Source organism: Lactiplantibacillus modestisalitolerans (assembly GCF_005405425.1).
In the GTDB taxonomy this organism is placed as follows: Bacteria; Bacillota; Bacilli; order Lactobacillales; family Lactobacillaceae; genus Lactiplantibacillus; species Lactiplantibacillus modestisalitolerans.
On sequence record NZ_BJEA01000002.1, the window covers coordinates 38,417 to 53,006 of the forward strand.

A 14,590-nucleotide genomic window follows, 5' to 3' on the forward strand; every position below is an offset into this window, starting at 1 on the left:
AGTCGCCGCGGGTCCAGTCGGATTGCGCGGCGATTTTACAGCAATCGTTAAGGAGATTATATTTTATGCGCGTTAGAAACAAACCGTGGGCCCCAAAGTTAATTGCCGCCCATCCAGAACTCATTACTGAAGACCCCACTCAACTAAAGGGTCAGTGGCAGAGCCGTTTTGCTAAGCCACAGCCGCTCCAAATCGAAGTTGGGAGTGGGAAGGGCCAGTTCATTATTGAAATGGCCAAGCGCCACCCTGAAATCAACTACGTGGCCATCGAGATCCAAACGTCAGTGATTGCCATTATCTTGAAGAAATTGGTGGCTGAACCGCTCCCCAATTTGACACTTGCGCACGCCGATGGGCAGGCGGTTACGGCGTTTTTTGAACCCCACGAAGTGGATCGCTTGTACCTGAACTTTTCTGATCCGTGGCCTAAAGCTCGGCACGAAAAGCGGCGCTTAACTTACAAGAGCTTCCTCCAAGGGTACGAAGAAGTGTTGAAGCCCAACGGTCAGATTGAGTTTAAGACCGATAATCGCGGCTTGTTTGAATTTTCGTTAACGAGCATGAATAACTACGGCATGCAGTTTGAGCAGGTCTGGTTGGACTTGCACGCGGTCGTCACGCCGGAAGAAAACGTCGAGACTGAATACGAGCAAAAATTTAGTCAGGCGGGGCCAATCTATAAATTGATTGCGACTTTCCCGGCGGCAAAGTAGCGTTACGAGCGGGTATCAAAAGTCGATTAGCTGACTTTTGGTGCACGTTTGGGCTATTAATATGTGGCGACACACAGCCGTTTAACGACAATTGAGCCAATAGCACTAAGACTTTATCCTGTTTGGGATAAGGTCTTTTTTGTTAGTCCTCATCGGTGTTACGGTGCTTTAGGGCGATTTGACAAATCAAGGTCAAAAAAATATATGACAACCGGTTGACATATCGATGAAAACGCTTTATCATAGTAAACGTTTTCAGGAACTGTCAACCGGTTGACACAAATTACAACGGAAAGCGTGGAAAATATGAAAAATAGTCATTTGCGGATGTTGAAAAATCCATCTTATTTACAAAGTTCGTTAACAATGCTGTTATTCTTTGCTTCGTGGGGCGTTTGGTGGTCCTTCTTCCAACTCTGGTTAACGTCGACTAAAAATGGGCTCGGCTTATCCGGGAGTGCGGTTGGGACGATTTATTCGGCCAACTCGGTGGTTACCTTGATTCTGATGTTTGTTTACGGGGCCCTCCAAGACCGCTTGGTTTTGAAACGGACGCTCCTAATCGCCTGCGCGGTGATGGGGACGTTGATTGGCCCGTTCTTCACTTGGGTGTACGCACCACTATTAACGCACCATTTTGTAATCGGTATCATTGTTGGCTCCGTCTTTCTCTCGTGTGGCTTTTTGGCCGCTTCTCCCGTTTTTGAAGCCCTGGTCGAAAAGTTTAGTCGTCAGTTTGGCTTTGAATACGGTCAAGCCCGGGCTTGGGGGTCGTTTGGGTACGCCTTAGTGGCGCTCTTGGCCGGTTTCTTATTCGTGATTGATCCTAAGTTGAATTTCTGGTTTGGATCGTTATTTGGCTTATTGCTATTATTAAACTTATTATTCTGGAAGCCCAAGGCGGAACGGGCCTTGAAGGCGGACGCGCTGGCTGGCGACTTAGCTAAGAAGTCGGCGCCCTCGCTCAAAGAAATGTTGAGTGTCATGAAGATGCCGCAACTCTGGGCGATTATTGCCTTCATCATGTTTACTTGGACGTTCTACACAGTTTTTGATCAGCAAATGTTCCCCGAATTTTACACGAACCTGTTTGCCACGCCCGCGCTTGGTCAGCACATGTACGGGACTTTGAATTCGGTCCAAGTCTTTGGGGAAGCCCTGATGATGGGAATCGTCCCAATTATCATGAAGAAAATTGGGGTCCGCAAGACCCTGTTACTCGGGATGCTCGTCATGTTTGTGCGCATCGGTGGTTGCGGTTTGGCAACGAACCCAATTGCAGTGTCGTTAATTAAAATGTTGCACGCTTTGGAAGTGCCGCTGTTCTCATTACCGATGTTTCGCTACTTTACCTTACATTTTGATACCAAGTTATCCGCGACGCTTTACATGGTCGGCTTCCAAGTTGCCGCGCAGGTGGGACAAGTCATCCTATCAACGCCACTCGGCATGCTCCGCGATAGCGTTGGCTATAGCGTCACGTTCCGAGTTATCGCGGGAATCGTTCTATTGGCTGGCGTCTACGCGTTCTTTATCCTGAAGAAGGATGATCAGGACGTGAACGGCCAACCGCTGGAAGTTGCCGAAACCAATTAATTTTAGGAGGAAAATAACATGCAAACGCAAACCCCAATTACAGTGACGAACAGCCGTTACCGGCTCGGTGATCATTTAATGGCGAAGGCCGGCTGGATCAATGATCCGAATGGTTTCTGCTATTTTAAGGGTTACTACCACGTCTTTTACCAACATTACCCATACGGGGCCGAATGGGGGCCCATGCACTGGGGCCATGCCCGTAGTCGCGATTTAGTGCATTGGGAAACCCTCCCAATTGCCTTGACGCCGGGTGACCCGGAAGATCAAGATGGCTGTTTTTCAGGTAGCGCGATCGTTAAGGACGACTGCTTATACTTACTTTACACGGGGCACCACTATTACGGGGATAATGATCCGGACCACTTCTGGCAAAATCAGAACATGGCTTATTCGACGGACGGTGTCCACTTTACGAAGTACGCGCAGAATCCCGTGATTGCCCAGGCACCAGCTGATAATACGCAGCATTTCCGCGACCCAAAGGTTTGGCAACACGGGGACGCCTATTACATGATCTTAGGAAGCCAGGGTCAAGATCAGTTAGGACGGGTCATTTTATATCGGTCCAGTGATTTGAAGCACTGGACGTACTTAGGGCCGATTGCGCAGGCTACTAACTTGCAAACTGAGGGTTATATGTGGGAGTGCCCGGACCTATTCGAATTAGATGGTCAAACGGTGTTACTGACTTCGCCGCAAGGTATTCAAGCGGAAGCGAAGCGGTTCTTAAATCTAAACCAGACCGGTTACTTTATCGGCGAGCTCGATTATCAGCAACCCCAACTGGTTGACCGGGGCGCGTTTAGCGAACTTGACCACGGGCATGATTTTTACGCCTCGCAAACGACGTTAACACCTGATGGCCGCCGCATCGTGATTGGTTGGATGGCCATGTGGGAATCGGTGATGCCTGAACAGGCGGACGGTTGGGCCGGGGCGTTGACCTTCCCGCGTGAGTTGACGCGGGTTGGCAAGCAGTTACGGATGAAGCCGGCTCGTGAGCTAACGGCGTTACGAACGCAAACGTTGACCGATACGACCGTTACGCTCGAAGCGACGCCGCAGCGTTTTCAACCGACGCACCGGCAAGCAGAATTTAAGGGGCAACTGGACTTAACAACTACGCCCGCAGTCGTTACGTTGGCCGTTCGGGCTGGCGCCGTCAACGTGACGTTGACCTACGACCAAGCGCGGGGTGAACTGACGCTTCGCCGCAGTGACCGGTCGGACGCGCGCTACGCCCAAGTTTCGGGACAGCCCACGGCCTTGACGTTTGATCTGTGGCTGGATACGAGTTCGTTGGAAGTGTTCCTAAACGACGGTGCGGTCACCTTTACGGAACGGTTTTACCCGCAAAGTCAGCCCCACTTTGAGTTACAAAGTGACCAAGCCCTGAGCGGACACGTACAACTATTTGATTTGACGCAACAAGCAGTGACGTATTAGGAGGAAACGCAGATGTTAATTGGCAGTATTGAAGCGGGTGGCACGAAGTTTGTCTGTGCGGTCGGCGATGAAGATTACCGGGTCCAGTCGCGGGAGGTTTTTCCCACCACGACGCCGGCGGAAACCTTACGACGGACGCGCGCTTATTTTGAGCAGTTCTCGTTAGACGCTTTGGGAATTGCCTCGTTTGGCCCGATTGAAATTCGGCAAACTGATCCGCATTATGGTTACGTGACGAACACGCCCAAACCCCACTGGAAAAATACCGACTTCGTCGGCCCGTTGAAACGCGCCCTGCAGGTACCGGTCAGCTGGACGACCGACGTGAACGGGTCAGCATACGGTGAACTGGTCATGGCCCGGTTGAGTAACGCGGACGTCCAGTCGCTCGTGTACTATACGATTGGGACCGGTGTTGGGGCCGGTGCGGTCATCAACGGCCAATTAGTTGGTAGTTTGGGGCACCCGGAAATGGGGCACGTTTTTGTGAAGCGCCACCCAGCGGACCAAGACTTTGCGGGCATTTGTCCGTTTCACGGCGATTGCCTGGAAGGGCTGGTTGCGGGGCCGACCTTTGAGGCCCGAACGGGGCGCGCTGGTAAGGACGTTCCTTTGAGTGATCCCGTTTGGGATATTATGGCAAACTACGTGGCGCAGGCAGCGATTCAAACAACCTTGACGTTGCGGCCGGATAAAATCGTCTTCGGTGGGGGCGTGGTAAGCGAAGCGTTTTTGGTGAAGGTTCGCCGGGAATTTAAACAACTGTTAAACGATTACGTGGCGGTACCGCCGCTTGAAAGTTATTTATGCATGCCACTGGTGGCGGATAATGGGTCGGCCACGCTGGGAAACTTTGCGTTAGCGCGTCACGCGCTCCGTGGATAATCTCCCCGGAGTTTTGCCCGTCAGTATAGTATAATGAAACTTATACTGAGGGGTGGAAACATGGCTAAACTGGAAGACGTGGCAAAATTGGCGAACGTTTCGAAGACGACGGTCTCGCGGGTGCTGAATCACCGGGGGTACCTGAGCCAAAAGACAATTGACCGGGTGCACGCGGCAATGCGGGAGTTAAACTACCGGCCGAACGTAATCGCGCAACAGCTCTATAAAAATCAGACGAATTTGATTGGCATCCTGTTGCCGACGGTCGCGAACCCGTTTTTCGGGGAGGTCACCCTCGAATTGGAACGGCGCTTGTATCAATTGGGTTATAAAGTCTTGATTGGGAATTCGATGAACGACCCGAGTAAGGAAGCCGATTACTTGGAACAACTGCTGAATAAGCAGGTAGATGGGCTGATTGTTGGGACCCATAACCAGGGAATCCAGGAGTATCAAAATTTAAATTTGCCAATCGTCTCGATTGATCGGATCGTTAACGGCGATATTCCGACCGTGGCCTCGGACAACTACGCGGGCGGTCGGCTCGCAACCGAGCGCTTGATTGAACGGGGCGCGCAAAAAATCATTCATATCAACGGACCGCAAAGCTTGCCAATCACGGCAGCCCGGCGGCGTGAAGCCTATGAAGACGTGATGAACGCGCATCACTTAACGCCGTTGACCTATGAAGTGGACTTTAACATTGCGGAAACCGTCAAAAAGCAAAAGTTAGCGCAGATTTTAGCCGCGCACCCGGACGTGGAGGGGATTTTTGCCTCTAACGATACGGATGCGGCGCTACTCATGCAACTGGCGGCGGAGCGCGGTTTGCGCATCCCGGAGGACCTCTTGCTGATTGGTTATGATGGCACCAAGTTGGTGCGCGAGCTCGTGCCACAATTGACGACCGTGATTCAACCGGTGGATCAAATTGCGGCAACCGCGGTCAAGGTGCTCCAGGAGCGGATTGCGGGACAACCGACCAAGGCCGAATACATTTTGCCAGTGCAGTTATCGGTGGGAACGACGGCTTAAAATTAAATTGCAAACTAAACGCACAGTGTGAGCTAATGCCGCTGTGCGTTTTTGAGTAGGTTAAGTGCAAGCGCTTTCGACGATTAGTTAACTTACTTATAATTTAGGTATATATTTAAACTAATCATTGATTCATTTGACGGACATTTTGGAGGTGCCGTTTGTGAAACGCGGGTAAGGGCGCGTCGCAGGAAGCAAAATGGGCAGTATTAACAGAATAAAATAGGGGGCAAGCAATATGAAAAGTGGCATGAAACGCAGGCTGATTGCTAGTATGGCTGTCGTTATTATTATTTTAGGGGGAACTTTCTGGTGGTTACAGCGACCACACGAGAAAAAAGCAACTAATCAAGTGGTTTCAACCTCCAAAATTAAAAATAGTAAGTCAAAGTCAACGGCTAACCAAAAGTCACACGTAACTAAACCAACGCGAGTTAAAAAAACAGCCAATAATCTGAGGGCTACTAAATTAGGACCGAAAACTACGGTGGCAGCAATTGCCTTTTATGGTAGTCGACATTTTGACGACTCCTTCGTTACAATGTATGACTCTTTAGATACGAAAGCTGGTTTAACGGTTGATGTTTCTACTGAGAATGTGGCGGACATGGTTAAGCCGGGTACGGGGGTCGCCTATTATTTGCAACCCACGTCGGATGGCACTAACGCCCCCGGACTTTTTTCATATCCGTGTTATACCCTCGAAAATGACAAAACCGTCAACTTTTATCAGGCCAATGATTATGATCGAGTACTTAAGACGACCAATCTAAAGACGGTCGTCGCGTATGTTAACCGGCAGGGTAAGGCCAATGAGATTAATAAATTAGCTAGCCAAGTGACGGTAGATGATCAGATCAATCATACAAAAGATGGGCCAAGCACTCAGGAAAAGCAGGCACGTCAAAACGGGACGCCCGTTACTAGTAATAATAAAATTACGGCGCATTACTTAGAAAATTCGGAGAACGCGCTAACCAAAGTGGCAGTTTACTACGGCCTGATGAACGGAATCACCCCGGATTGGGAAAATTTAAAGGCTTACGTGCAAAAGGGCGGACATATTTACTTTGATGAGGACGGAGACCAGGAAGAACGGGGGCTAATCTTCTTAGACGATGGTAGTAATTCTGGTTGTGCGCTTATTTTTGGTGCTGGTAACCCGGCTAGTGGTTCTCCAGACCGTTATTTCTTCAGCCATCTAGGAAGCGATGGGACGGTTGTAGATTTTATGGAAAATAAAGACGATGTTGGTGCTGGTAATGCGGGAACGTCAGCTGATGCAATGGTTGATTTTTGCAATCATCATGGCGGCCAACGGGCTTTAGCCCAAGTAGATGTTAGCGGTAGTTATTAGTTAAGTTCAATTAGTAAAACATAGTAGTAATGTAAAAGGGGAAATCAAGGATGAAACGCAAAAAATTTGGGCTGATTATTGGGCTACTTATCGTCGTGTTATTAGGGGGAGCGGGTGTTTTCTTATGGCAAAGTGCCAGTAAAGAAACGGTCGTTGAAGAGACTAATACTAGTAGTACCAATACTAGCAGGCACCAAAAAAGGCATCAGCGTTCTAAAGAAAGTATAAGTTCATCAAGTCAATCTACGGCCCTGAATAATTACACGGTGGAAGACTTAACTAGCAAACCAAAATTAGCTGCAACTAGTATCGTTCTTTACGGTGTTAATCAATTGCCTAATCAAGTATGGCGGAATCATCAGTCGATATTAAATCAACCCCAAACCTTAAAAGTTAAGGGGACCGGTAGTCAAACCAAGTACCTTATTGCATTAAATGCGGACTCTGAGATTGGCTATCGATTTACTGGCGAGACTAATGAACAAGTGAATTACTTTGTGCAGAATCAGGCTAATGGGAAGACGAACGTTGCAACGGTCGCCATTAAAAAAATAGTGACTTACCTCAATTATCATGTTCAGCCCAATCAAGTAGCGTCAGGTGTTGGTAACCTGACCGTCACGGTCGACAATGGTGCGGCAAAGGCGGATAAGATTACGCTTGCAGATTGGAAGGACTCACACTTGTATTATCAGACTATGTTATTTTATGGTCTAAAGAATGCTGGGGGTGGCTGGGTTGAGTATAATCAGGCCTTTGAACGGCAAGGTAGTAATCAAACTTTTCAGGTTGAAATTAATGCGGGGGGTAACGGTCGGGCAACGATTGTTATGGCTTACGGTGATCAGCAAGGTGAAGCCGGTTTTACTTTGCCAGTGAATGATGGTCGGAGGCTCTATGATTTTGAGCAGGATACGTCCGCAACGACGGAACAAATTTTAAAATTTGTAAATGAGCATGGTGGCAAATCAGCTGTAAGGCAGGTTAAAATCGAAACGATTGAAGCGGATGATATTGAATAGAGTAGTTTTGGTTGTTTGCACGTTGTTTGGTGGAAAACAATTATATAATTGAGACTGATAAAGAAAAATTATCAATCAAGGGGTGAATCTAATGACGCATGAGCAACCTAGTTCAATTGAACGCCGAGTCCAGTTACGAGCTGAGCTGGATGACATTATGATGGGACTTGAACCGTACCATGGTCAGGAACTCAGGGAGCGGCTTGACCGTGCGGGGGACTGTTTGTTAGCACTGGATTTATTGGATGAACCGGATAATCGTAATCCGTTGCGTATTTTCACGGTGTATCGGGAATATAAGCAGCGTCAATTGAAGCAAGCGCTACAACATCCGAAACATGACTAAAAGGCTCATCCGTTGCCGTTTGTAAGTAACAACAATTGATTGTGGCTAGTTGGTTTACTGTAAATAATCCGTTGAATTGATACGATGTCTAAAATCGCATTCGCCTTAGGTAGGCATCTTGAAGTACGGTTTGCCTGAATAGCAATAATTTAAGCTGAATAATACTGAACAACATAAAGTTAATTGTAACTAGCAATAAGGCCTGCATCCGATTATTCCGGGTGCAGGCCTTACTGGTAGTTTTTTGTTTAATTGTGCTTAGCAAGTATTAGCCCTTCACCGTTGGCCGCATTGGTTGGCACACCGGGATGAAGTCAAACTGGTCGTAATCGAACAGGCCGCGCGCCGTCAGCTTGATCGTTGGAATGACCGGGAGCGTCATGAATGATAGGGTGATGAACGGATCAAAGGTAACGGCGTCGCGACACAATTGCTGGTAGGCGGTGCGTAACGCGGTTAGCTGTTGGTTAGCCACGGTGTAAGAATCAGCGGATAAAAGCCCGCCAACCGCAAGCGGCATTGACGCACTGATCTGCTGGTCGTCGCTGATGGCGATGCCGCCGTTGGTCGCGGTAATTTGTTGAATGGCCCGCATGATGGCGGCATTCGACGTTCCGACGGCAACAATGTTATGTGCATCGTGGGCCACGGTGCCGGCTACCGCACCGTGGGTGAGGTGGAAACCGTGAACCAAGCCGACGCCAACTTTCCCGGTATTGTGGTGACGTTCAACGACGACCATTTTTAAAATGTCGTGATCAATGTCAGCTTCGAAGTTGGCGGTTGGGGTTACCGGTAAGACTAAGTGGTCAGTTTCAATATGGTTAGGTTGAACGCCAATCACGTTCGCCCGCTCCGTCGTTAGTGGTAGCTTGAAATCAGCAACGGTCGCATGTTGACGTACCCGGGTCGCGGTAAAGGGGAGCGGTTTAGAAATTGGTTCCTGCGTGATCCATTGGCCGTTTTTCATGGTGCGCGCCACGGCGACGTTTTTAACGTCGTCTAAAACGACGAGGTCGGCCAACTTGCCCGCGCTCAAGCTACCGCGGTCGGTTAGGCGGTGCGCCTGAGCCGCATTATAGCTAGCTAAAGTGTAAGCCAGGGCCGGCTGCATACCGCTTTGAATCGCCAGTTTGACGTTGTAATCGATTGAGCCTTCCTGAAGTAGGTCGGTGATGGTTTTATCATCCGTACAAAACGCGAAACGGTCCGCGTTTGCGGCGGTCACCGCTTGAATGGTCGTCAAAACGTCCCGCTCAACGGTTCCTTCACGTAAGAAGACCCGCATGCCGGCCCGAACGCGGTCCAGCGCTTCTTTAACCGTTGAACACTCGTGATCGGTGTCCAGCCCCGCGTTAACCATTACGTTGAGTTGGTGCGGATTTAAACCGGCGGCGTGGCCGTCCGCGTGGGTGCCGTTTGCGTACGCATCGTCGATTTTTGCCATGGTATCGGCATCGCCGCGCGCCACCGCACCGTAATCCATCACTTCCGCTAGGCCCCGGACTTCGGGTTCGGCGTATAGCGGTCGTAGGTCGGCGGCATGGAGCGTGGCGCCGTTGTCGTCAAAGGGGACGCAGGGGACCGACGATGGCAGCATAAAGAAGACGTCTAGTGGCGTTTGGCGGGCGTCTTGAATTAAGTACTCGATGCCGGGAATACCGGCGACGTTTGCCAGCTCGTGCGGGTCGGTGGCGATTGCGGTTACACCGTGTTTTAACAAAACCTTACCTAGTTCACTAGGCGCAACCATGGAACTTTCCATGTGGACGTGGGCGTCGATCATCCCTGGTACGATCCACTGACCGCGAGCATCGACCGTCTGGCGGGCGTGGTACGGCTCGTCGGCGAGGTTGCTAATGATGTGACCAGCATCGATCCAGAGGCTGGTCGCTTCGAATTCTCGGGTGAACACGTTTAAGACTTGGGCGCCAGTAATCACCATATCAACAGTTTTCAAAATTTGTCCTCTTTTCCGCCTACCGGAAAAAAGCAAACGGGCCCGTACGGCAAATAGAGCGGTACGGACCCGTTGACTCAATTCGCTTATAGTCCAGCGTTTACGGCGCTGGGTAGAAACTCGCCATCCCTATCATGGCATTATATAGGCAATAATTTTTTTGATTGTCGCTAACCTTAACAAAATTGACCAGGAAATGCAACTGCTGGCGCGTGGCGAATAAAAAGAGTTTGCCTGGGCAGCCCATTGAGGACCCAAACGGCGGTGGCGACGAGCTTAGTGCGTATGGTACACTCAACTTAACTTATTTAAGGGGAGTTATTTTATGGAGGAGCAATTACCAGCAGCAATCAAGCGCGTGTGGCTACTTAGTGCACTCATTAGCGGCGTGATCGGCATCGGTGTTACGGGTGGCTTGTGGCTTGCCCACCAGTGGTTTAACTGGTGGCCGTGGCTCGTTTGGGCCGGATTAGGGTTGACCATTTTGGACGTGGTTGTCGAGTTGGGATTAATCCCGTACCGCTACCGGTTTTGGCGTTACCAAATTACAACCGACGCGGTCTACATTAAGCGGGGGGTCATTTTTCAACGTGAAATCGCGATTCCAATTAGCCGCATTCAGAACGTGACTTTGTCAGCCGGACCGTTACTGCAGCTTAAAGCGTTAAAGGCGGTCGCGGTTGAGACGGCGGCTTCTAGCTACGACATTGAGGGGGTTACGCCGGCGGTTGCTGACCGCTTACGGCACCAAATTATTGCGCTTGCAAAGGAGGCCCGCGATGCACAATAAACACTTATCGTGGGTCGCGTTGGGAACCTTTTGGTACGCAACGCTTCAGTGGCTATTTTGGCTCATTTTAGGCGCCGTGTGGCTGATGGCCCGCATTAACGTCAGTGACCTGGTGGCTAAGCTTATTATTGGGATAATCATTGCCATTATGCTCGTGGCGCCAATCGTAACGTATAGCTGTTTTACGTATAGCGTGGACGAAAATGGCGTGACCATCCGGGAGGGCTTGTTTGTCCGCAAAGTCACGGAAATTCCGTACGAGCGGTTGCAGACGGTTCAACACCAACAGTGGTTCTTTTTAAAACCATTCCATTTGGAACAATTAACGTTAGAAACCGCGGGCAAAAGCGACGCCGAGGGTCACTTGCCGGCCGTGCCAGTCCGGGTTGGACAGTTGATCGAGCACTACCGCACGGCGGCGCGCACAGCTCAGCCGCAACCGGCAGTTAGCGCGAGCGTGGACGGGGTGACCAGCCAAGCCCAACCGGCAACGACTAGGGCAACGGCGGTAACGACGCCTACTGATCTGGCCGACGTTGAACGGCAGTACCAACTAAACTGGCACGACCTCAACGTGTACGCGCTCAGCTCCTTAGGAATCGTCCCCATCGTGGTGGCGCTCTGGTGGCTTTACGACAAGGCGCAACAGTTAATGCCAGAGGCAATGTTAGCTGACATTGGGGCGCGCATTAGTGCGATCGCCGGGTTAGTTTTAATTGCCATTGCGGGACTCATTATCGTACTGAGTTTTTTAGTTTCCTATTTAAACATTGTGCAAAAATATTACCACTTTACGTTAACTAAGCGTGGGCAAACGTTGACCATGACGCACGGCTATTTTCAACGTAACGAAGTAACCGCACCGTTGAAGCGACTGCAGGCGGTGGTCTTTAAGCAAAACGTCATTCGGCAGTGGTTGAAGCTGAGCACGGTGCAGGCGCTTGCAGCTAGTCAGGCTGGGCAGGCCAACGTTAATCACCAATTACTGCTAGTTCCGGTGCTTAAAACTGCCCGGGCGTTCGCGGTTACGGCGCCCTTTATCCCGTGGTTACCTTCGCAAGCACCGCACCTGACGATGGTGCCCCCGCGGTTGCGCTGGTACTTCGTTCGCAATAGTTTATTAGTGGGGGCGTTCGGGCTCGGAATATTGGCGGTACCGCTGTTCATTTGGTTACCAACCAAAGCGTGGCCGTTGTTCGCTGCTGTGAGCGTCGTTGTCTTGCTTTGGGCTTGGCTTCAAGGACGCTACGCGAGTCGTCACAGTGGGGCGGCCCTCCTGCGGGACCAGCATTGTCTCGCCGTGGAAACGGCTTCCTGGTTTACCCGTGAGCTTGTAATCGTTCCGCGTTCAAAAATTCAATCCTTGGAAACGAGTCAAACCTACTGGTTAAAACGGCGCCAAAGCGCGCACCTCATCATTGACTTACGGACGGGTGATGATCGGAAAACGGTGACGGTCCGTTACCTTGATTTGGCAACGATTCGGACCATTCAAGCGTGGTATTTACCGGCGGATGCGGCCGAATAATCAAAAAAAGACGTGAAGCCAATGTCAGCTTCACGTTTTCTTTTGATTAGAGACGATAAATATCAAGAATCGTCCCGGTATTTGCGTCAGCTAAGAACTCGTACTGAACGAGTTGCCCGTCTTCGTAGCGGGTAATCCCGCCGTAGTAGACGTCCGTCCGGAGCGCAAATTTTTGTAACGGTGCTTTTTTCATTTCAATCCACGAACCTTCAATTGGGGCTTCCTTTAAGAAGGCGCGCTTAACTTGATTTAAAATCTGATTTGGGGTGGGGCGGCGTAGTCGTTTGAGTAGGCCACCAATGGAGAAGCCCCCGGCAATGCCAGCCATGCCAACTGCTAATAAGCCGCCGTATTGTAATTGTTTGTTCATGATCATCTCGGACTCCTTTCGACCAAACTAAACGGACTATTTCATTAAATTTAGTATACCAATGATTGACGATAATACAAAGAAAAGTCATAATTAATCAGTAAGTTTCATTGAAATACGCTATAATATGTAACTGAACGCGTAAAAAGAGAATAAAGGGGTTTCTAATGTTAATCACAAGTTATAATCCAACCGAATTAGGTGACACGTTAATCGCAATTTTACGTCCGGATACGGACGAACAAAAAGTCGAATCACACGCTAACGTAACTCGGATCAGCGACGTTAAAACGGATCAAACCCTCGGCTATAATTTCTTTAATGTTTCAGTGACATTAGGGACGTTAGACGCCAACGGCCAAGTTCAGTTAACGGCTGAACAAGTCGCGCAATTAAATCAATTATTAAAAGCTAATGATTTTGAACCAGAATTAGAACAAGATACCGACCCGAAGTTCGTGGTCGGCTACGTTGAATCAGCCGAAGCCCACCCGAAATCTGATCATTTACAAGTGACCAAGACGCAGGTGGGGGCGGACCAACCGCTTCAAATCGTGAGCGGCTCACCCAACATGCAAGCCGACATTTTAGTGGTCGTTGCTAAAGTGGGCGCGATGATGCCGAACGGACTAATTATTTGGCCGGGTGAACTCCGGGGAGTTGAAAGTGACGGGATGATCGTGTCTGGGCGTGAATTGCAATTACCAAACGCTCCTCAACGGCCCGGCGCTTTGATTTTACCAGCTGATTACCAGCCAGTCGGGGCGGCCTTTGATTTTGACCGCGCCCAAACGTTATTTACCGATTAAGATGACAATAAATTAGGATGATTGAAAATGAACCATTATGATGGTCCGGCGTTTTTCCGGAAGTATCGCAATCCAAATTCACAAGTGAATCGTTCGGCCGCGGCCAGTCAATCACCAACTTCAGCAGCGCAGCCAGCGCGGCCAACACGGGCCCAATCGGCAGCGCCGATGCGGCCGCGGCAGGTCGAAGCGACCAGCCAGGCGGCGTTTAGTGGTGGCACCCACGGGTCGTTTCGCCCGTCGCACGTGCCCGAACAGCTGAAGAGTGCGCTGAACGATGGCGGGATCATTCGCTCAACGGATGACCGGAACTATTTAGAAATCGAGGCTAGTTTACATAAACAGCTCGATTCTTTTCTGCTGTTTACGGACGCTACGGCGGATGACCCGACCGTCGTTGACCTCCAGCAGCCGCTACCAGCAAGTCAGGCGGCACCCCAGTCGGACGCCGGCCCAACCGTCGTGTTTAAACCCACGCAACCGCAATCGGCCGTGGCGCCGGTGGAAGTTTTTGAGCCGGTCCAACCGGTTGCGCCAGTTGTACGGGCGGCGATGCCAAACGCGCCGACCGAAGTCTTTGAACCGACTAATCTAGCGCCGGTTAGCGCGACCAGTAGTGCTGAATCCGCAACGCCGTTAGCCGCTTCGGCGGCGCGGTCTGCGGATTCAGCCGAGTCAGCAACCGCCGAGTCAGCAACCGCCGAGTCAGCAACCGCCGAGTCAGCAACCG

At 50.3% G+C, this 14,590-nt stretch carries 13 protein-coding genes, 1 pseudogene and 1 riboswitch; of the genes and pseudogenes, 12 read left to right on the forward strand and 2 right to left on the reverse strand.

What is annotated here, in order from left to right:
• Positions 1–65: 65 nt before the first annotated feature.
• The 8 genes from trmB (at position 66) to FFM79_RS01630 (ending at position 8,403) form a co-directional block, all read left to right on the forward strand.
• The gene (gene trmB / locus FFM79_RS01595; RefSeq protein WP_137641721.1) at positions 66–713 is read left to right on the forward strand and encodes a tRNA (guanosine(46)-N7)-methyltransferase TrmB; all 648 of its coding nucleotides are present in this window, start codon (positions 66–68) and stop codon (positions 711–713) included.
• 306 nt (positions 714–1,019) lie between these two features.
• On the forward strand, positions 1,020–2,309 hold the full coding sequence (locus FFM79_RS01600; RefSeq protein WP_137641733.1) for an MFS transporter: 1,290 nt from the start codon (positions 1,020–1,022) through the stop codon (positions 2,307–2,309).
• Between the two features lie 18 nt (positions 2,310–2,327).
• Complete coding sequence (locus FFM79_RS01605; RefSeq protein ID WP_137641722.1) at positions 2,328–3,758, forward strand: glycoside hydrolase family 32 protein; 1,431 nt, start codon at positions 2,328–2,330, stop codon at positions 3,756–3,758.
• A 12-nt stretch (positions 3,759–3,770) separates the two neighbouring features.
• Positions 3,771–4,643, forward strand: coding sequence for a fructokinase ScrK (gene scrK, locus FFM79_RS01610; RefSeq protein WP_137641723.1), 873 nt, complete (start codon positions 3,771–3,773; stop codon positions 4,641–4,643).
• 60 nt (positions 4,644–4,703) lie between these two features.
• A complete protein-coding gene (locus FFM79_RS01615; protein WP_137641724.1) occupies positions 4,704–5,678 on the forward strand; it encodes a LacI family DNA-binding transcriptional regulator in 975 nt (324 codons plus the stop codon).
• Between the two features lie 487 nt (positions 5,679–6,165).
• On the forward strand, positions 6,166–7,035 hold the full coding sequence (locus FFM79_RS01620; RefSeq protein WP_137641725.1) for a hypothetical protein: 870 nt from the start codon (positions 6,166–6,168) through the stop codon (positions 7,033–7,035).
• 50 nt (positions 7,036–7,085) lie between these two features.
• Positions 7,086–8,057, forward strand: coding sequence for a hypothetical protein (locus tag FFM79_RS01625; RefSeq protein WP_137641726.1), 972 nt, complete (start codon positions 7,086–7,088; stop codon positions 8,055–8,057).
• Positions 8,058–8,148: 91 nt separating this feature from the next.
• On the forward strand, positions 8,149–8,403 hold the full coding sequence (locus tag FFM79_RS01630) for a hypothetical protein (RefSeq protein WP_137641727.1): 255 nt from the start codon (positions 8,149–8,151) through the stop codon (positions 8,401–8,403).
• 268 nt (positions 8,404–8,671) lie between these two features.
• On the opposite strand, the gene ade is transcribed toward FFM79_RS01630, so the two are convergent.
• Positions 8,672–10,366, reverse strand: a complete 1,695-nt coding sequence (gene ade, locus FFM79_RS01635; RefSeq protein WP_137641734.1) for an adenine deaminase — start codon at positions 10,364–10,366, stop codon at positions 8,672–8,674.
• 66 nt (positions 10,367–10,432) lie between these two features.
• A riboswitch (purine riboswitch) is annotated at positions 10,433–10,531 on the reverse strand.
• Positions 10,532–10,688: 157 nt separating this feature from the next.
• On the opposite strand from ade, the gene FFM79_RS01640 reads away from it, so the two are divergent.
• A complete protein-coding gene (locus tag FFM79_RS01640) occupies positions 10,689–11,153 on the forward strand; it encodes a PH domain-containing protein (RefSeq protein ID WP_137641728.1) in 465 nt (154 codons plus the stop codon).
• Positions 11,143–12,681 (forward strand): PH domain-containing protein, encoded by a 1,539-nt coding sequence (locus tag FFM79_RS01645; RefSeq protein WP_137641729.1) that lies wholly within the window; start codon positions 11,143–11,145, stop codon positions 12,679–12,681. Before FFM79_RS01640 ends, FFM79_RS01645 begins: the two co-directional genes overlap by 11 nt.
• 46 nt (positions 12,682–12,727) lie before the next feature.
• Here FFM79_RS01645 and FFM79_RS01650 read toward each other — a convergent pair whose 3' ends face one another.
• Positions 12,728–13,051 carry a PepSY domain-containing protein gene (locus tag FFM79_RS01650; RefSeq protein WP_137641730.1) on the reverse strand — a complete coding sequence of 108 codons (324 nt, stop codon included), beginning with the start codon at positions 13,049–13,051 and terminating at the stop codon, positions 12,728–12,730.
• A 167-nt stretch (positions 13,052–13,218) separates the two neighbouring features.
• On the opposite strand from FFM79_RS01650, the gene ytpR reads away from it, so the two are divergent.
• Both ytpR and FFM79_RS01660 read left to right on the forward strand, forming a co-directional pair.
• Positions 13,219–13,860: a YtpR family tRNA-binding protein gene (gene ytpR, locus FFM79_RS01655; protein WP_137641731.1), complete on the forward strand. Its 642-nt coding sequence runs from the start codon at positions 13,219–13,221 to the stop codon at positions 13,858–13,860.
• 27 nt (positions 13,861–13,887) lie between these two features.
• Positions 13,888–14,590 (forward strand): annotated as a pseudogene (locus FFM79_RS01660) (DNA translocase FtsK); the annotation flags it as partial.

Excerpts from the sequence above, each read along its gene's own strand:
- FFM79_RS01615 (WP_137641724.1), top strand. The coding sequence starts at position 4,704 with ATGGCTAAACTGGAAGACGTGGCAAAATTGGCGAACGTTTCGAAGACG.
- FFM79_RS01600 (WP_137641733.1), top strand. The coding sequence starts at position 1,020 with ATGAAAAATAGTCATTTGCGGATGTTGAAAAATCCATCTTATTTACAA.
- FFM79_RS01625 (WP_137641726.1), top strand. The coding sequence starts at position 7,086 with ATGAAACGCAAAAAATTTGGGCTGATTATTGGGCTACTTATCGTCGTG.
- FFM79_RS01630 (WP_137641727.1), top strand. The coding sequence starts at position 8,149 with ATGACGCATGAGCAACCTAGTTCAATTGAACGCCGAGTCCAGTTACGA.
- ytpR (WP_137641731.1), top strand. The coding sequence starts at position 13,219 with ATGTTAATCACAAGTTATAATCCAACCGAATTAGGTGACACGTTAATC.
- FFM79_RS01650 (WP_137641730.1), bottom strand. The coding sequence starts at position 13,051 with ATGAACAAACAATTACAATACGGCGGCTTATTAGCAGTTGGCATGGCT.
- FFM79_RS01605 (WP_137641722.1), top strand. The coding sequence starts at position 2,328 with ATGCAAACGCAAACCCCAATTACAGTGACGAACAGCCGTTACCGGCTC.
- scrK (WP_137641723.1), top strand. The coding sequence starts at position 3,771 with ATGTTAATTGGCAGTATTGAAGCGGGTGGCACGAAGTTTGTCTGTGCG.
- trmB (WP_137641721.1), top strand. The coding sequence starts at position 66 with ATGCGCGTTAGAAACAAACCGTGGGCCCCAAAGTTAATTGCCGCCCAT.
- FFM79_RS01645 (WP_137641729.1), top strand. The coding sequence starts at position 11,143 with ATGCACAATAAACACTTATCGTGGGTCGCGTTGGGAACCTTTTGGTAC.
- FFM79_RS01640 (WP_137641728.1), top strand. The coding sequence starts at position 10,689 with ATGGAGGAGCAATTACCAGCAGCAATCAAGCGCGTGTGGCTACTTAGT.